Annotated in this window: 15 protein-coding genes; 5 read left to right on the forward strand and 10 right to left on the reverse strand. The window is 49.1% G+C overall.

Features of this window, described 5'->3' with window-relative positions; translation table 11 throughout:
• Nucleotides 1-2: 2 nt before the first annotated feature.
• Entirely contained in the window at nucleotides 3-1,085 is a 1,083-nt protein-coding gene (locus tag BC792_RS03190; RefSeq protein ID WP_148907543.1) for an NAD(P)H-dependent flavin oxidoreductase, read from the reverse strand.
• A gap of 199 nt (nucleotides 1,086-1,284) precedes the next feature.
• On the opposite strand from BC792_RS03190, the gene BC792_RS03195 reads away from it, so the two are divergent.
• Nucleotides 1,285-4,629: a DEAD/DEAH box helicase gene (locus BC792_RS03195; RefSeq protein ID WP_148907544.1), complete on the forward strand. Its 3,345-nt coding sequence runs from the start codon at nucleotides 1,285-1,287 to the stop codon at nucleotides 4,627-4,629.
• A gap of 49 nt (nucleotides 4,630-4,678) precedes the next feature.
• Here the strand turns inward: BC792_RS03195 and BC792_RS03200 are convergent, their stop codons facing one another.
• Nucleotides 4,679-5,527 (reverse strand): TraB/GumN family protein, encoded by an 849-nt coding sequence (locus BC792_RS03200; RefSeq protein WP_148907545.1) that lies wholly within the window; start codon nucleotides 5,525-5,527, stop codon nucleotides 4,679-4,681.
• 176 nt (nucleotides 5,528-5,703) lie between these two features.
• Between BC792_RS03200 and BC792_RS03205 the strand changes: the two genes are divergently transcribed.
• Entirely contained in the window at nucleotides 5,704-7,338 is a 1,635-nt protein-coding gene (locus tag BC792_RS03205) for an ABC-F family ATP-binding cassette domain-containing protein (protein ID WP_148907546.1), read from the forward strand.
• Between the two features lie 253 nt (nucleotides 7,339-7,591).
• Nucleotides 7,592-8,131 (forward strand): AAA family ATPase, encoded by a 540-nt coding sequence (locus BC792_RS03210; RefSeq protein WP_148907547.1) that lies wholly within the window; start codon nucleotides 7,592-7,594, stop codon nucleotides 8,129-8,131.
• A 1-nt stretch (nucleotide 8,132) separates the two neighbouring features.
• Here the strand turns inward: BC792_RS03210 and BC792_RS03215 are convergent, their stop codons facing one another.
• From BC792_RS03215 to pdxH, 6 genes are all read right to left on the reverse strand, one after another.
• Nucleotides 8,133-9,629 carry a M14 family zinc carboxypeptidase gene (locus BC792_RS03215; RefSeq protein WP_246154821.1) on the reverse strand — a complete coding sequence of 499 codons (1,497 nt, stop codon included), beginning with the start codon at nucleotides 9,627-9,629 and terminating at the stop codon, nucleotides 8,133-8,135.
• A 118-nt stretch (nucleotides 9,630-9,747) separates the two neighbouring features.
• Entirely contained in the window at nucleotides 9,748-10,791 is a 1,044-nt protein-coding gene (locus tag BC792_RS03220) for a S66 peptidase family protein (RefSeq protein ID WP_148907548.1), read from the reverse strand.
• 2 nt (nucleotides 10,792-10,793) lie between these two features.
• Nucleotides 10,794-12,131: a dihydroorotase gene (locus BC792_RS03225; RefSeq protein ID WP_148907549.1), complete on the reverse strand. Its 1,338-nt coding sequence runs from the start codon at nucleotides 12,129-12,131 to the stop codon at nucleotides 10,794-10,796.
• A 332-nt stretch (nucleotides 12,132-12,463) separates the two neighbouring features.
• Nucleotides 12,464-13,654 (reverse strand): NADH-quinone oxidoreductase subunit D, encoded by a 1,191-nt coding sequence (locus BC792_RS03230; RefSeq protein WP_148907550.1) that lies wholly within the window; start codon nucleotides 13,652-13,654, stop codon nucleotides 12,464-12,466.
• A 6-nt stretch (nucleotides 13,655-13,660) separates the two neighbouring features.
• Nucleotides 13,661-14,152: an NADH-quinone oxidoreductase subunit C gene (locus tag BC792_RS03235; RefSeq protein WP_148907551.1), complete on the reverse strand. Its 492-nt coding sequence runs from the start codon at nucleotides 14,150-14,152 to the stop codon at nucleotides 13,661-13,663.
• Between the two features lie 3 nt (nucleotides 14,153-14,155).
• A complete protein-coding gene (gene pdxH, locus BC792_RS03240) occupies nucleotides 14,156-14,809 on the reverse strand; it encodes a pyridoxamine 5'-phosphate oxidase (protein WP_148907552.1) in 654 nt (217 codons plus the stop codon).
• 187 nt (nucleotides 14,810-14,996) lie between these two features.
• Between pdxH and BC792_RS03245 the strand changes: the two genes are divergently transcribed.
• Both BC792_RS03245 and BC792_RS03250 read left to right on the forward strand, forming a co-directional pair.
• A complete protein-coding gene (locus BC792_RS03245) occupies nucleotides 14,997-15,509 on the forward strand; it encodes a YqgE/AlgH family protein (protein ID WP_246154839.1) in 513 nt (170 codons plus the stop codon).
• A 569-nt stretch (nucleotides 15,510-16,078) separates the two neighbouring features.
• Nucleotides 16,079-17,272, forward strand: a complete 1,194-nt coding sequence (locus BC792_RS03250) for a glycosyltransferase family 4 protein (protein ID WP_148907554.1) — start codon at nucleotides 16,079-16,081, stop codon at nucleotides 17,270-17,272.
• A gap of 136 nt (nucleotides 17,273-17,408) precedes the next feature.
• On the opposite strand, the gene BC792_RS03255 is transcribed toward BC792_RS03250, so the two are convergent.
• Both BC792_RS03255 and BC792_RS03260 read right to left on the reverse strand, forming a co-directional pair.
• Nucleotides 17,409-17,654, reverse strand: coding sequence for a hypothetical protein (locus BC792_RS03255; protein ID WP_148907555.1), 246 nt, complete (start codon nucleotides 17,652-17,654; stop codon nucleotides 17,409-17,411).
• 115 nt (nucleotides 17,655-17,769) lie between these two features.
• Nucleotides 17,770-18,477, reverse strand: coding sequence for a type 1 glutamine amidotransferase domain-containing protein (locus tag BC792_RS03260; protein WP_148907556.1), 708 nt, complete (start codon nucleotides 18,475-18,477; stop codon nucleotides 17,770-17,772).
• Nucleotides 18,478-18,607 lie beyond the last annotated feature (130 nt).

Consider the following 18,607-nt stretch of genomic DNA (forward strand, 5'->3'; position numbering starts at 1 on the left):
CTCTATTGGTTTTCGTTCGTAGGAAAGCTGTCGATGTCGGCACTTAGGCCGAGCAGGATTTCCTTTGTTGAGGCCTCCGAGAACTGCGGAGACGACTGCCCCCGCCAGATATTTATCAGCCCCGCGTTCTGTTGTAGTTTGGCAATCTGCCGCAGAGGTTGCGTGAGTTTGTTCTGATATGGGTAGGGCAGCACGTAGCCCGAGTCCTGTAAAAGGTCGACGAACGCATTGCGCAGCCCTCTGGCCGGTCTGCCTGTAAAAGTATCCGTTAAGACAACGTCAGTCTCTTTCGTTCTGCGTAGCTGTTCTTTTTCAAACGGAAGCAGCGCACTTTCCCGGCTGCACAACAACATGCTACCCACCTGCACGGCATCGGCTCCGAGCAGATGTGCGGCCTTGGCGGTTCTCCCGCCATATACTCCCCCGGCGTATATCAGCGGCGTGTCCACATGATCGCGGACCTGCGACAGTAAAGACAGTCCTCCGATTTGCGGGTAGCGTCCTCCCAGAAAGCTTCCCCGATGTCCGCCGGCTTCTATCCCCTGCACAATTATTATATCCATCCCAATGCGCTGCAGGTGCAGAGCCTCCTCTACGGATGTGCAGGTTCCCATAAGTACGACACCTTCATCTTTCAATCGGTCAATACTCACTGGGTCTAAACATCCAAACGTGACGCTCAACAGCCTGCAACCTTCTTCGATAATGACGTCCAGCTGGTCGCGATAATCAGTAAACTGTAGATCGTCCGCTTCAGGAAACACCACCTCCAGCTGTTGCTCCGCCGCCAGACGTTCCAAAAAATCCTTCGTACGGTTATACTGGATTCTCAGATCCCCAGTTAACAAAGGAATGTGATGCGAAAACAGATTCACAGCAAACGGACGCTCCGTTAACTTTTTTGTTGCCCGTATAAGCTGTTCGCATGTTGCCGGAGCGAGATCGCCCAGCGCCAGCGAACCAAGCGCGCCGGCATCATTTGCAGCCGCTACCATTTCCGGCGTGGTAACGCCTAACATCGGCGCTTGTACTAAACGTGACTTTGTGCTCAGCTGTCTACGGATAAAGTTGTCTTTCCTTTCCATATTCGATAAGTTAAGAACGTAAACCTGTGTTATTCAAAGGTATGAAGCTACACGTATAATACCTACGACTTTGGCAAATAAGTTAGACCGGAAGAAGGGCAACCATGTTTTTAAAGGTCGTGGTATTTCCTTACCTTAGCCTGCACATCTGTACACGATAGAATCAATACGCTGTCGGTCCGTACACCACGAGGTTCACATGAGATTGCCCACAAACGAATACGTACTTGACCCTTTCGATGTCCACACGTTGAAGGAAATCGATTTATTGTCGCATTACCGCCTTGCCCAAATCCCCGACCGGAATGATGTGTATCGCCTTCGGGTTCTGGAGTTGGTTGTAGATAAAGCCGTATTCTCGTTTGGCGATCCAATCGTAACGGATCTAACACATGTTTCGATCAGGAAAACCGGCGACCGGCTGTACCTAGCCTGTTCCTGCACGTATCAGGAAGACGCGCTCTGCCCGCATGCATGGACTGCGGTGACCGCAATTTTAAACGTACGGGTGTATCGCCCTTTTTTTGATCGGCAGGCACGGCAGGAGCTGTTTGCCGCACACGGGGCAGCATACGGCCTCCAGGATGAACCGGAGCTCGACAACCTTTTCACGCTGCAGTATGACGAAGGAAACCTTTTAGTACAGCCGATAGATGACAACGTGTTATTCGTTGCAAGTTCGGCCGATGGGAGTCAATTTCCCATACTGCCGGCAGTCGGACCAAGACCTCCGCAGGGACGCTCCGAAAACCGCATACTGGTCATTGGCCGCCACCGCTTTTACAGGCAGCTCCGGTTTGAGTTGATAGACGTCGAATGGACTAAAGCCGGCAAGATCAAAAGCATTACGGAGTTCATCGATCCGGCGGCCCATGTATGGAAAACGGAGGACGCCGACGCTGTAAAATTCTATGCTGCAATACAGACTTTCCAGAACAGCTACGACGAAGAGAACAGTGTAGCGGATCTTGAGGCGCTGAAAGCTATCCAGCGAAATCCGCTGAACATACCCTTCTATTATCATCATCGAGAGTTGTCGGAGAAGATCAACGGCCGATCGCTTACGCCGATCGGGATGCAGCTGCTGGAGGCTGATCTTGTCTTATCGGTATTTAAACGTAAGCCGTTCTATGAGATCGACGCTTCGCTCGAATGGATGGGCCGCCGCTATCCGGTGCGTCAGCTCCGGTTTCGGCACCGGTATTTTTTAGCCGACGACGATCAGCTGTTTCTTATTGCTGACCAGCAGTTACTACAGCTGCTGGAGCATTTTAGAAACGGTCCGGAGCGATTTCTTGTACACGAGACGCAATTCGAAGACTTTAAGACAGGACGGCTGGATCCGCTTGCCGAGAAAATCAAGATCCACTATGCCTATATCCGGCCAGCTACAGCAGTAGAAGCAGCCCTTTTAACGGACGACCGCGAACGCATACTTTATATATCCCAGGAGGGCAGCTATATCGTGCTTACACCGGTGATGCGATACGGTGGTGTCGAAGTAGCCCTATACTCCAAGAAGGAAATCCTTGTAGAAGATGCTAACGGAAACCTTGTCCGGATTGCACGCGATCTCGATGCCGAGGACATCTTTAAAGAGCGCGTCGTGTCCCAGCACGCCGACTTTAAAAAACAGTTGGGGGAACCTCACTTTTTTTATCTCCATCACCGGGAATTTCTGGATGGCGAATGGTTCCTTGACGCCTTCGATTTCTGGCGGAACGAGGGGATTACACTCCTTGGGTTTGAACAGCTCAACATAACAAAAATGAGCCCGCACAAAGCAAAAATAGATATTAAAGTTGTTAGCGGCACAGACTGGTTTAACGCCAAACTGAAAGTTAGCTTTGGGCAACAGCAGGCATCCATGAAGCAGCTTTACCGTGCTATACGCAACGAGACCAGATATGTACAGCTGGACGATGGTGCTACGGGAATCCTACCCGAGGCATGGCTGGAGAAAATTGCCGCCTACTTCCGTCTGTCCGTTCTGGAAGGGGATCTCCTACGGATACCTAAAGCAGCGTATGCCGAACTAGGTGATGTGTTCGAATCCGGTATGTTATCCGACGAGGTCCGGGAAGCTATAGCAGGCTATGAAAAAAAACTGCGCCTGGCGAAAACCGGCGCTTCGGCGTCTGTGGTCCCCAAGGATTTAAACACGGAATTAAGACCCTATCAGCGGGAGGGGCTGCACTGGCTATTACAACTCGACGAGCTGGGCTTCGGAGGCTGCCTTGCCGATGATATGGGATTGGGCAAGACGGTACAGATTATCGCTTTTTTATTAGCACAACGAGAGAAGCGGGGACAAACGGCAAACCTCGTTGTGACATCGACCTCCCTGATCTTCAACTGGTATCGGGAGCTTCAGCAGTTTGCGCCGACGCTGCGCGTACTTATCGTCAGCGGAAGCCGCCGCAACGGACTTTGGCAACAGGCATCCGGGTACGACGTGATATTAACGACGTACGGCGTCGTACATGCTGACATACAACACCTAAAAAAAATCTTTTTTAACAGTATTATCCTGGATGAGTCGCAAACCATTAAGAATCCCAGCTCCGAGCGTTATAAGGCCGTGTCCTTTCTACGTGCACGTGTCCGGTTTGCGCTGACGGGGACACCTGTTGAGAACAACACGTTCGACCTCTACGGGCAACTATCCATTGTCTGTCCCGGCCTGTTGGGAAGCAAGCAGTATTTTAGTAATACCTACGCCATACCAATTGATAGGTTCGGGGACGGAAAACGATCGCTGTCGCTGCAGCAAAAAATCGCTCCGTTCATCCTACGCCGGACAAAAGCACAGGTTGCAAAAGACTTACCCGACAAAAACGAAATGCTGATCTATTGTGAAATGGGCGAACAGCAACGGGCGATCTATACTTCATATGAGCAGGAGTTACGCGATTTTATTGCCGGCATCGACGACGATGAGCTGGGCAGACGGCGGATGCACGTCCTTGCCGGACTTACCAAGCTGCGTCAGATATGCAACGCTCCCGCGTTGCTTAAGGAGGGGTACGACCGGCGTCTATCGGCCAAGATAGATGTATTGCTCGAACAGCTTGAAATCATCGCTACCAACCACAAAGTAGTGGTTTTTTCCCAGTTTGTCGAGATGCTCAACCTGATAAAAGAGCGGCTCGACGGGCAACAGATCGGCTACGCATACCTGACGGGGGCAACAAAAGACCGGGGGAGTGTGGTACAGCAGTTTCAGGATGATCCTCACTCACGCATTTTTTTAATAAGCCTCAAGGCCGGAGGAACCGGCCTAAACCTCACCGCCGCCGCGTACGTGTTTTTGGTAGACCCTTGGTGGAATCCGGCGGTAGAAAATCAGGCGATCGACAGAATATATCGTATCGGCCAGAACAAACAGGTTTTCGCCGTTCGCCTCCTAACGCCCGATACCATAGAAGAAAAAATCCGAAGCCTGCAGGAGAAAAAACAACAGCTGGCCACTGACGTCGTGAAGGTGGATCTCGACGTTGTGAACAAGTTCAACAAGCACGAGTGGCTACAACTTCTGTCTTAGTGGGCGAACATATCCCGGCCTTCCGCCGCGACAAATGCGGTTCCGGGTGTCAATCTTTGATTGGCGTCAGCGTGTAACCTTCATCTCTCAACAGCTGGATGACGCCATTCCGGCCCAGCAGATGTCCGGCTCCCACAGCAAAAAAACAGGCGCCGTCGGCCATCATATCCGGCATCCGCTTAAGCCAGTTATGGTTCCTGATACTTAACAGTTGGTTCTGCTTTTCCGGAGAAAGATAAGCCGCGTTAAACATGATTTCCTCCAATTTGTTGAGATCTTCGGCAAAATATGCTGCGACCATGTCTTTTGTCATGGCCTTAGCATCCACCTCGCCGGTAAAGTATGTATAAAGATCCTCTGCCGAAAAAAGGCTATCTAACAGTCCCATCTGAAACGTGACGCTTTCCAGCTCCGCGATAGGTTTTCCCTGTGCTTCCTTTAACTTCGCCAACTCGACCTCCATCATCCGCATGTCGCCCACATCGGCACAGTCGAATCCTTTGATCGTGATCAGAGATACCACCACCGATGGCGATACCTGATCGAATATCGTTACCGGAATGCCGTTCGCCAGCAACGCACTATCCACAGCCTGCTTTTTCCGGGCGTCTAGACCATCAAAGAAGTGGGGAGCGGGCTTCAGGTGGCTTTGTATCAGGGCGATATTCTCCTTTTTCATTAGGTCTACTTCGAATGCTATACGTTCCGCTTTCGCGAGCGCGCCTTTGACCTTCTCCGCAATCTGAAAATCGGCACTGCAGGCCATATGGAGCGTACCAAAAAGATAAGATTCTGTTTTCAAACCATTACCGGATATTTTCCAAAGTAATGTATTATCCTGTGCCACAGCGCTGAACCCCGCAAGGAGCAGATAGAAAATCGTAAGCAATTGTTTCATTGGTCACCTCGTTTAGTTAGTAGTTCAGACTAAAGATACGTATTTTATCGTTAGTTTCTCATTCTATTTAAACCGTCGTTTTGTCACGCTTCTACATAGCCCGTTATACATCTTCCCCATTTAACACGCTCTAAATTAGCCTTCAAATTCCGACAATAAAAGCTTATCTTTGCACTATGATTAATGTATCAAATCTGAGTCTTCGCTTTGGCAAACGTGTGCTGTTCGAAGATGTAAACTTGAAATTTACTTCAGGAAACTGTTACGGTATTATCGGTGCTAATGGAGCGGGAAAATCCACTTTCCTAAAAATTATATCAGGCGAAGTCGACCCTACTACCGGGTCTGTAGCCTTTACCCCCGGTGAGCGGATGTCGGTGCTGAAGCAAAACCACTATGAATTTGATGAGTTTAGCGTCCTGGAGACGGTGATGATGGGCAACCAGGAGCTCTACAAGGTGATGAAAGAAAAGGACGCCATCTATATGAAGGAAGATTTTACCGATGCAGACGGCGAGCGTGCCGGAGAGCTGGAGAGTCTTTTCGCCGAGATGGACGGTTGGAATGCTGAAGCAAACGCGGCGACGTTACTGAGCAATCTGGGTATTAAAGAAGACCTGCACTATAAATTGGTGAAGGAGCTTGATGGTAACGAAAAGGTGCGGGTACTTTTGGCACAGGCGCTTTTCGGCAACCCCGACATATTAATTCTGGATGAGCCTACAAACGACCTGGATATTAACACGATTGCATGGCTGGAGGATTTCCTTGCAGGCTATGAGGCAATCGTATTGGTCGTGTCCCACGACCGTCACTTCCTCGACCATGTGTGTACCCATATCGTGGATATCGACTTTGGAAAGATGACCATCTACACCGGAAACTATTCGTTCTGGTATGAGTCGTCTCAGCTGGCTCTGAAACAACGTTCAGACCAGAACAAGAAGATGGAAGACAAAATCAAGGAACTACAGGAGTTTATCCGCCGTTTCTCCGCAAATGCTTCCAAATCAAAACAGGCTACTTCGCGTAAAAAGGCACTTGACAAGCTGAATGTGGAGGAAATTAAACCCTCGAACCGGAAGTATCCAGCGATTATGTTCAATCAGATGGATAGAGAGCCGGGAGATCAAATCTTAAACGTCGAGGGATTAACGAAAAAGGTTAACGGCGAGGTATACTTTAAAGATATCACCTTTATGGTAAATAAGGGCGACAAAATAACAGTACTCTCGGACAACTCCTTGGTGACGACGGCCTTCTACGATATTCTGACGGGACGCGATAACGATTTCGAGGGCGAGTTCAAATGGGGCGTTACGATAACGCCTGCAGATATGCCGATAGAAAATGCTTCATATTTTGAAGGAAGCAACGAAAATCTTGTGGACTGGCTGCGTAACTACACCAGCAAACCGGAAGCAGACGAACAGTTCATCCGTGGGTTTCTCGGTAAAATGTTATTCTCTGGCGAAGAGGTTATGAAAAAGGTATCCGTATTATCGGGTGGTGAAAAAATGCGGTGTATGTTCTCCAAAATGATGCTTCAGGGGGCAAACTTTTTGATCTTTGATGAACCGACCAACCACTTGGATCTGGAGTCTATCACAGCGCTGAACAACGGCATGAAAGACTTCAAGGGATCCATGCTGTTTACCTCCCGTGACCACGAGCTGACCGAAACGGTCGCCAACCGTGTTATTGAACTGACTCCGAACGGAATCATCGATAAACTGATGACATACGATGAGTACATTCATTCAGACGCAGTAAAAGCACAGCGCGAAGAGATGTACGGTAAAAAGAAGTAAAACAGTATAGCTGTTTTTATTGAGAGGCTCTTCCAGTCTATCCGCCCCGCGGACGATCATGGTGAGCCTCTCTTTCTCTCCCAAAGATAGGCCCTCAACCTAAACAGACCTATTTTAACTTTCAGCCCACAACTAATTAATATGATTTCGGAACCCGACTTGCTGCCGTAGCGGCCAGGCTTTTCGATGATATGAACTATAAAACTTGTCGGTCCCCGATAAACTAAAATCTAACTAAAGGAAATTTTGTCGTATGTACCAACACAACTTTTACATTTTCACAGGCGGCCCCGGTGCCGGCAAAACAACTGTACTTAATGAACTCGCCGGCAGAGGATATTGCCGTGTTGAGGAAGATGCCCGCCGCATTATACAGGAACAGCTTGACAAAGATGGCACAGCCCTGCCATGGAAAGACAAGGCACAGTATACGCAGCTTATGCTCACGGCAGCTGTCGCAAGCTACAGGGCAGCAGGCAGCTTTTTAGACAGTCCAGTGTTCTTCGATCGGAGTCTGGTCGATAGTTATGCTTACGCAACACTGGAAGATATCAGGTTGTCGGATGCAGACCTCATGATTGCTGATCAGATCCGCTACAACAGCAAAGTGTTTTTCTTTCCCCCCTGGCCGGAGATTTATCAAAATGACGCGGCCAGGAAACAAACCTTTGACGAAGCTGTACTAACGTCGAAAATACTTCGTACTGTCTATGAAGACCATGGCTATGATCTCGTGGATGTACCAAAGGCAGACGTCGTACAACGGGCCGACTTTATCTTACAGCACATTTAAGTTAGTGCACCCAATTTTTATAGGTACCTTCCTTCGGCTTCTCTTCAAGGTCGATCAGATAGCCATTCACGACTGCGTATCGCAGCGTCGCTCCGCTACCTAGGAAAAAGTTGCTGGTGCCGCTCAGGGCTATCTGCCTTGTTGGCGTAAAGTTTTGCTGTGTAAATACCACCAAAGGAAGGTTGTGCAGGCGATTCTGTCCTTTTGACGCAACCCTAACAGCGATAAACCCTTGTTTCAGTAAGTCCCAGGCGTTGTCGAAGGAGATCTGATCGGCCGTTTTGAAAACATCTGGGTAGACCTTTCCCGGAATAAAAGACCAGCCTTCCGCGTCCAACTCGTCATATCCATATGCTTCGTCGAGATCGCCGATATCTTCTATCCTTCCCTGGACAAAGTAATCGCGTTCTACGGTTACCTCGCCTCTGCGGATAGCAATATCCGTCTTCAACGGGACAGCATCATGATCCAGACGTACATTCCTTAGCATCACATCATGCAATTGAGATGCATTAAACGGTATTTTTTCATATCCGGCAGGGTCGTACTTCTGATAGGACCCCTGGGCAATTTCCAGCAATGCATTCAATATGATTGCGAAGTTCAGTCTTCTGATTTCCTGCTTTTCGGGGTCGCCCTTCTTACCTCCTGACTCTATAAGTACTGTGCTTGCTCCCCATGCCTGAAAGTTATCTCCAAAACCGCGCGGCGTATGCGTATCGTCGTATTTCGCGACGGCATCAGGAACATATTGCTGTAAGATGTTGTTCATACCCACAATGAGCTGCATCGCTCCCCTACGGACATCATTAACTTCACGTTCATGGTTATAGGCAGGCGCCAACAATGAAATCGTCACCGGGTTTTTGGTGTTCGGCACGTTGTAATATATATTTTGGTCATGCAGGTTGAAGCCATACCGGGGCTGTATTTCTTTAGCCATCCGTTTAAGCAACGCGCCTTCGACTGTTTGTCCATCGCGGGCATCTCTATTCAGATCGATGTGCTGGGCGTTTCGACGTGCGAAACGTTCGGCGCCGTCGGGGTTCAGCATAGGAATAAAATGCAATTGCAGATTTTGCTTCAGCAGCATGCGCACCGAATCCATTCCATCCTCCTTTCCTTCAAGAAAGTTGAAAATATCAAATAGAGCCATCGTGGCCGTCGGCTCGTCCCCATGCATCTGCGACCAGAGCATCACCTTTTTTTGTCCTTCTCCATACTGCAGCTTATATATTGAACGCCCTTCCACTGATGTCCCTATTGCCTGCACAGCCAGCACGTTATTTTGCCGGTGCTTCTGTACCAGCGAATCGATGTCCTCGTGTTTAAAACGCCGGTGGTACAGCGCTGGCTCTCTGTATTTTTCGTGTAACGTATTGAATTGGCTGGTATCGAGTGTCATAGCATCAGTATATTCGGAATCCGAGTGGCTTGCAATCTGTGTGCAAGACTGGAGGGTAGTGATGATACCCAACATCAAAAAGGTTCTTTTCATAAGTAAATGATCTGTCTTTCAATGGTCGTAGGCCATACGCTATATTAACGCATCGAAATATGCGTATTCTGCCGGTAAATTTATCCAATAATCGCGGAAACCGAAAGTTGGCTCCGCATTAAAGTAACGCTTTTTCAGTTAGCTGTATTGTCCCCTTATCAGCATCCAGACGAGCCCTTACCCCAACGGGCAGAATAAACTGGTCAGCGATATGTCCTATCCGGGCCCCTGTATACGCCGGAATCCCCAACGGCTCGATATAGTCTGCAAACAGCTGATCCAACGTTAGGGAGCCGTAGCCGGAAGACGGTTTACATCGGGTACAATGCCCAAAGACAAAACCTTTAATGACCGACAAAATGCCGGCATTTTTAAGCTGGCAGAACATACGATCTAAGCGGGAAATATCTTCGTCTACCTCTTCGAGAAACAGAATTGCATCCTTAAAGTCAGGAAGGTAAGGCGATCCGCACAGACCCGAAATCAACGTCAGGTTACCACCAAGAAGCGTCCCTTCTGCCACGCCCGGATGCAACGTTCTGATACGGTCGTTATATTGGATGAAGTTATCCCCTTTGTCGGAAGGATTCTGGAAGTGCAACAGGCCATTATCGATGAACTGTTGCTGAAAGGCTGTTGCCAGCCTGTTCGTCCAGGTACTTGTACCTACCGCTCCGTGAAATGACACCAGCCCCGATTTTGCGTAAAAGGCCATGAGAAGAGCCGTTACGTCACTGTATCCGAGCACCACTTTCGGGTTGTTGGCAATCAGCTTATAATCCAACCGATCGAGGAGCCTGGAGGCGCCATTTCCGCCACGGATGCATACTATGCCGTTGACTTCAGGGTCGGCAAACATAGCATGAATATCTGCTATCCGTTCTTCGTCTGTTCCAGCGAGATGACCATACCGCGCCCGGATGTTTTTTCCTTCCCGCACATTGAACCCTAGTTTCTCCATAACCTCACGGCTTGTTGCAATCGCTTCCTCCTCGTTCAAAGCACCGGCCGGCGTTATCAAGCCCACGGTATCTCCCTCTTTCAGCGGGACAGGCTTTAATTTCTTGGGCGTCTCCCTTTCAGCGGGAAAACCCGGTAACGGAGCCGCCCCAACAGCTGCCGTCCCGATGGCGAGTGCTCTCAGAAAACTCCTCTTATCCATATTTAACGGTTAAAAAGCAGGCGATGTCCTGTGCCCACCTCCAGAATCCGTCCGTCGGTATAGGCCAGGTTTCCGGAAACGATGGTATGCGCCACTGTAGCGGAAAACGTATGTCCTTCAAATGGCGACCACCCACATTTTGACAAAATGTTATCTTTCGTTACCGTATAGGGGCGATTCAGGTCGACCAGCACGAGGTCTGCCCAATAGCCTTCGCGTATATAACCCCTACTCTCTATCTGGAACAGCGTCGCGGTATTGTGGGCCGTTTTCTGCACAAGTTGTTCCAGCGTCAGCTTGCCCTGTTTTACCATATCCAACAATGCCTGCAGTGCGTGCTGAACCAAAGGCCCACCAGAGGGGGCCTGTGCGTAGGGGCGCGACTTCTCCTCCAGCGTGTGAGGAGCATGGTCTGTGGCGATGACGTCAATGCGCCCATCAAGCACTGCAGCTAAGATCCCCTCCCTATCCTGTGCCGTCTTCACTGCCGGATTCCATTTTATGAAGTTACCTTTCTGAGCATAGTCTGCATCAGAAAACCAAAGGTGATGTATGCAGGCTTCCGCGGTGATGCGCTTTTCCGCGAGGGGCTTGGTCGTATCAAACAGCTCCGTTTCCCGCGCCGTTGATATATGTAAAATATGCAGTCGGGCATTATGCTTTTGCGCAAGCTGGACTGCCTTTGAGGAGGAAAGATAACACGCCTCGGCCGATCGGATCTGCGGGTGCATATGCGGAGCCAGCCCCTCTTCGCCATATTTTTCTGTAAACACTTCAAGGTTGCGGCGGATTGTCGCCTCATCCTCACAGTGCACGGCTATTAACGTTGGCGCCTCCGCGAAGATTTTCTCAAGCGTATCTTGGTTGTCTACAAGCATATTACCGGTAGATGATCCCATAAAAATCTTTATTCCGCAAACGTCCCTCGGGTTGGTCTTCAGTACCTCATCTAGGTTGTCGTTCGCAGCCCCCATAAAAAACGAGTAATTCGCCAGCGACTTTTCCGAAGCTATATCGTATTTATCTTGCAGCAAACGTTGCGTGAGCGTGTTCGGCACAGTATTAGGCATTTCCATAAACGAGGTAGTTCCTCCCGCCACCGCGGCACGGCTTTCATGCCAGATATCCGCTTTGTAGGTCAGCCCGGGCTCACGGAAATGCACCTGATCGTCAATAAGTCCGGGCAACAAATGTAAACCGCTGGCGTCAATGACGTGGTCGGCCGCATGATTGATTTCGTTCGCAATCATTTCAATACGGCCATGATTGATGTAGACGTCTCCCGCTATAGTTGTCCCTTCGTTAACTATCTGCGCAGATTTAATAAGAATTGAAGGCATTGTTGTCGTAAATTAAAAATAAAAAAACGTCGTAGATACATAATACGTTGTCTGCCGCCATACCGGGCCTTCGACAGCGCCCGCCCTGAATAATGGTGTGCATCATGCACAACGGTCAAAACGGGGTCGGTTCCGTCGTCCGCGAACGTTTACTGTGAACGAAATTACGAATCCACTTCGACAAATAAAATGCATAATAAAGAAAAAGCCCGCAATCGGGCGATTGCGAGCTTTCCTATTAACCAATTATAAACTTAAATTATGAGACGGCAAATTTAGCATTTGCCCGTAAAAGATGCAAGTTATAACGTGCATTATCGTGCATTTTGTTACTAACGGTCGACTTCACCAAGCACAATATCGATTGAGCCCAAAATAGCGATCAGGTCAGCTATCAGCTGCCCCTTTCCGAGCTCCGGAAGCACAGATAGGTTGTTAAAACTTGGCCCTCTTGCTTTTACACGCCGCGGAATATCGGTTTTTTCCTGGGTAACAAAATGGAATCCCAGCTCGCCCTTGGGGTTTTCGGCCCGAATGTAATATTCCTGGGGCTTTAAGTTTACCTTTCTCGGAACCATTGCCCTCGGATCAAAATCCGGTGTACGTTTAAAGTCGCCCTTCAGCCGCTCCAGACATTGTTCAATGATACGGATGGATTCCCTGACTTCGTCGACCCGCACCTTGTACCGATCCCAGCAGTCGCCAAGTTTTCCCATTTCTCCTTTCCCTACAGGAATATCAAATTCCAGCTCCGGGTATACGGAATAGCCATCTACGCGCCGCAGATCCCACTTTATTCCAGAGGCCCGCAGCATTGGCCCGCTACATCCGTATTGTATGGCAACGTCGGCCGGCAGCGCGCCTATGTTGGCTGTTCTCGAAATGAATATCTGATTCGTAGAAAGCAGATTGTCCAGCTCGATAAGCTTAGGCTTGAAATAAGAAACAAAATCCTGACAACGCTCCTCAAACCCTACGGGCAAGTCGTAGAACAGGCCGCCTATCCATATATAGTTATACAACATCCGCGAGCCCGACGCCCATTCGAGCATATTCATGATGTGCTCCCTGTCGCGGAAGCACCACATAAACGGCGTAAAGGCGCCGATATCGATTCCATAGGTGCCGATGGCGATAAGGTGGGAAGCTATTCTGTTGAGCTCGCAGACCAGCACGCGTATATACTCTATCCGTTTGGGCAGCGCCTTGTCAATCCCGAGCATGCGCTCTACCCCCATAACGAATGCGTGACTATTGTTCATTGACGCCAAATAGTCCAGCCGGTCGGTGAACGGAATGGTTTTGCCATAATTCATTGACTCTGCATGCTTGTCGAAACAGCGGTGGAGATAGCCTAGATGCGGAATAATTTCTTTCACGATCTCGCCGTCGGTGATAAGCTCCAGGCGCAGCACCCCATGCGTGGACGGGTGCTGGGGCCCCATGTTGATAACCATCTCTTGCGAGCTGATGGCAGCAATCTTCTTCTTATAGTTTTCCAGTCCTTCAGTATAACGCGTCATCTACCTTTATTTTATAGCTATTCCATGATAAGTTTCCGGATCCTCGTAGTCTTTCCGCAATGGATGTCCTTGCCAATCGTCCGGCAGGAGAATACGTCGAAGGTCCGGATGGCCGACAAAATACACCCCCATGAGGTCGAACGCTTCGCGCTCGTGCCAGTCTGCCGTGCGCCACACCGATGATACCGAAGGTATCTCCGGCAGATGCTCGAGACTCCGGTCGTTGGGCAATTCGACTTTTAGGGTCAACTGCGTCTGATAGGGAATGGAAGCTAAATGGTATACGACGTCGAAGCGCCCTTCCGGAAAGTAGTCTACCACTGATATATTCGACAGGAAGTCAAAATACAATCCTTCGGTGTCGCGGAGGAATAAGGCTATCTCCAACAGGTAGCCGGCATGGACGACAAGAATTGGCTGCAACGGCTGCTCGTCCGTGCGGATCACTGCCCCTTCGCCCAGGGCATTTATTATCTGGTCTTTTATCTGTGCAATCATGTGTTATGGTGCTAAGCGTTGTGCGGACCACATCCCCTCGTGAAATACATATTGGATACGGTCGTGTAAGCGGCTGCTCCTCCCCTGCCAAAACTCCATTCTCAAAGGCGTGACAAGGTAGCCGCCCCAGTAAGCCGGTCTGGGCACCGTCTCTTTCTCCGCAAATTCTTCCGAGAGCGCCGCAACCCGTTCTTCCAATACTGCCCGGCTAGCAATTACCTGGCTTTGGGGCGATGCCAATGCGCCGATACGGCTAGCCTTCGGCCGTGACGCAAAATACTCGTCGGAATCTTCGGACGGAAGTTTCTCTGCCCATCCCTCAATACGTACCTGCCGCTGTAGTTCCGGCCAGAAGAACAGCAGGCTGACCTTCCTGTTGGCCAGGATATCGTGCCCCTTCTTGCTGTGATAATTCGTAAAAAAACTGAAACCTGTGGGTTTGATATCTTTTAAGAGAACAACCCTGGCCGAGGGAAACCCGTCTTCGCCGATAGTGGCCAGCACCATCGCATTCGGCTCGATAACCTGCGCCGTTAATGCTTCATCGAACCACCGTTGAAACTGCATAACGGGATCGGGCAACACATCTTTTTCATCTAGCCTGTATTTGCTGTAATCCTCCCGGATAGCCGCGATATCTTTATGAACAATGGACATGTCGAAGTCTGTTGATATGAAAGCAAACTTAATTAAAAGCGACCGAATTCATGGGCAGGCGACATAAAAAATTGCGATTTTATGTAAAATGGTTTATCTTAAGCCTTATTTTAGATTACTTAGTTCGTTCGCTATGTTTAATATGTTTACACCACAAAAAGGAAGTCTTTTACTCTCCGAGCCGTTCATGCTTGACAGCAATTTTGAACGGTCCGTGATTTTGCTATGTGAACATGATATACAGAATGGGACAATGGGTCTAGTATTAAATAACAGATCAGCTCTTCTATTGTCCGATGTCATTCAGGAAGTGCACAACCAACAATTTCCGTTATACATCGGAGGCCCTGTAAATATGGAAGCGCTTTTTTTTATTCATAACGCACCTGAAAAGGTGGAAGGGGGCGACCAACTCACAGATAACATCTACTTTGGCGGAGATTTTCAACAGGCACTATTTCTGATTGAAGACAACCTCCTTCAGCCGGAAGATATAAAATTCTTCGTAGGTTACGCGGGATGGTCGCCGGGACAGCTGGAGGAAGAGATCGCCCAAAACAGCTGGGCTGTGCACAACAAATTTCCTCCGGATTTACTCCTTCTGCAGGACGGCGACGATTTATGGAAACAAGCGCTGATCAGCTTGGGACCAAAATACGCCCATGTCGCCAATTTTCCTAAAAGTCCGGATCTCAATTAGCGGCCTAGCGTGTTCGCTCTGACATCCCGTGCATTATGGTAACGGTTTTTTGCGGTGATGTAGCGTTCTACATGCATTTGTCCATTCGTTTTACGCAAACTAATCGTTGCTGGGACGATTCACGGGCGTTTCCGCGCTAAGATAGCACAGATTTTGGTCCCAGCGCCCGCCATACCACGCAGAAGCCGTTTAAAAACGGACAGACACAGCCCGTTTTTAACCAACTCTACGTATTCGTACGGTGGGCGACCCTTCCAATGCTGGGGTTTTTACGCATTGTCTCTTTAATAGTACGCAAATTAAAGACGATTGAAAACTTTTCTACAGTTGATCTTGTTGATCTTAATACAAGTGGCTCACTAAACTTTCCTGCTCGGTCAGGAGCATTACAGCACGAAAGTTCTTGATGTCCTTTGAAAAAGACATTTTCAGAAACTTAAATGATAGAGGTGATACACCAACAGTCGCAAACGTTGCTGACATCCTGAAACGGGGCACAAAGAGCCCGCTCAGGCTATCAGGAACGAACGTTGACGGGTAATCAAACACGTTCAGAAAAAAAAGACAACATGAGAATTGCTATCATTGGCACATACCCACCTAGGCAGTGTGGTATTGCAACCTTCACCTACGATCTTTATAGGGCACTTCCTGTCGAGGGAGAAAAACACGGCATTGTCGCGATAAGCGATGGGACAGAGCCGTCATTTCCTTCGGAAGTTTGTTTTACGATCAATAAAAATGTCCACCAAGATTACGTGCAGGCGGCAGCGTATATCAATCAACATTTTGATATCTGTGTGCTCCAGCACGAATACGGGATATTCGGCGGAGATGCGGGCGATTTTATAGTACAGTTGTTGAAGCGTTTGAACGTACCGGTAGTTAGCAATTTACACACCGTCCTGCAGCATCCTAGCCCTAAAGAGCACGAGACCCTGAAAACGATATGCTCATACAGTAAACTTGTTACGGTTATGACGGATATGGCGATTCGTCTTCTGCAACAGGTGTTTGGCGTTCCACGTTCCAAGATAGAGATGGTGCCACATGGCGTTCCTGCGTTTGACTATAACCAAACAGAAGCAAAAAAACAGCTTGGGCTGACGGGACGGAAGGTGATGCTTAGCTTTGGCTTCCTTGGACGGAATAAGGGCATTGAGACCGCGATTGAGGCCGTCAAGCAGGTGAACGATCCATCGTTCCTGTACATCGTACTAGGGTCTACGCACCCGAACGTCTTACGCGAGGAAGGCGAGGGTTATCGCCTGTTCTTAGAAGAGCAGATTGCAGCCAATGGCTTAAACGATCGCATTCAGCTGATTAACACCTTTGCGTCGGAAGAACTACTGGTAAAATACTTGACAGCCTGCGACATCTACGTGACGCCCTACCCCAACGAGAATCAGATAAGCAGCGGCACGCTATCCTTTGCCATCGGCGCCGGCGCAGCGGTGATCTCTACACCGTATTGGTATGCCAAAGATTTACTGGCACACGACAGGGGGCTTCTGTTTGATTTTCACGATGCCGGTGGCCTGGCCGGCCATATAAACCGGCTCCTCGATGATCCACTGATACTGGCGAAATATAGACGTAACGCTGCTGCTTACGGACGCCTAACCTCATGGCCGAATGTCGCCGGGCGTTACTATGGACATCTAAAGCAGGTGTGCACGTCGATTCCGACAATTACGCTACGTCAAGACGCGAAAAAGGTGGCGAGCCTGTTCGCCGTCAATACGACAAGACTCTCGTCGTAGAACGCAGGCATAACACCTAAAGATTGGTTCATATCAGATAACCTGTCACGCAATTGAAAAACAAGGGCGGACAATACATGCCCCCTATAATGCACAACAGGGCAAATAGGCTGTTTCTTTCCCGAAACCGCCTATTTTATTTTTCTATGAATACCATTCCGGTGAGCTCGTTCTCTTCAACATTTTCGAGCACATTCTCAATAAGCAGAAATTGGTTACGACCTAATTTAATGTAAGAATAGGACGAAAACTGAATATCAATACGATCCGGTATCCAAGATGGATCGTTACTGTTGGTATCGATGCGCGACCGCAGCGCATTATATCCTTTTACTTTGAGGTCGATAAGGACTTTGTGGTTCAATTTTACGAATTGCATCATATCGTACGGCTTATAACATTAATGCCACCAACTATTAAACATGTAGAATAATTCATTGTTTTTGCAATCTTCCATTGTCGTGCGATGTCATGTCCGCTTGCCGCGTTATACAACGTCACAACGTGCTGACGTAGTGTTTTTGAACAAGTTCTATAACCTTTTTGGCGACTCTGCTTGCCGACAGGGGATTTTGCCCTGTCACCAGGTTTTCGTCGACAGCTACACAGGGGGCGAACGGAAGCGCTGCGGCTTTAAAGTCGACACCGTGCGCACGCAATCTGCTTTCCAGCTTATACGGCACGACGCCCGAACGGAAAACTAGATTTTCTTCGGTGTCGGTAAACGCCGTTACCTTACGTCCACGCAGGTAGCCGAAGATATTCTTTTCAATGGACAATAGCGCTGCGGGACCATGGCAGACGGCGCCAATAATCTTCGAAGCACTGACAAAGTGCGAAAGTATCCGTGCCACGTCCTCGTTATCTGCCAGGTCCCACAGGGGGCCGTGCCCTCCCGGCACGAAGACCGTATCGTAGCGGTACGGGTCGATTGCTCCCAGCTGCGAAGCTTCCGAAAACTGCCGCTTCGCGTCCTCGTCTTTTGCGAAACGACGGTTCGCGGCTGACAGGCTTTCTGTTACAGTACTTAAAGGATCTATCGGCGAGGCCCCACCTTTTGGACTGGCCAGCGTCACCCTGTACCCTGCATCCAGAAAGGCATAGTAAGGATCTGTAAATTCGCCCAGCCAGACGCCCGTCTTACTGTTTGTTCCATTCATATCCGCATGGGACGTTAATATAAAAAGTACTTCTCTATGTGCCATATTGCTCTTCTATCTAATAGTATAACGGCCACGGAACGCGGATCGTTTCCAGAAACTCTGATTTTTGCAAATCGCATTAAAGGGGGAACAGATGCCTTACGAGAGCAGCGTCCGAACAGCAACGGCCTCG

It is taken from the genome of Sphingobacterium allocomposti (assembly GCF_008124885.1).
Classification (GTDB): Bacteria; Bacteroidota; Bacteroidia; order Sphingobacteriales; family Sphingobacteriaceae; genus Sphingobacterium; species Sphingobacterium allocomposti.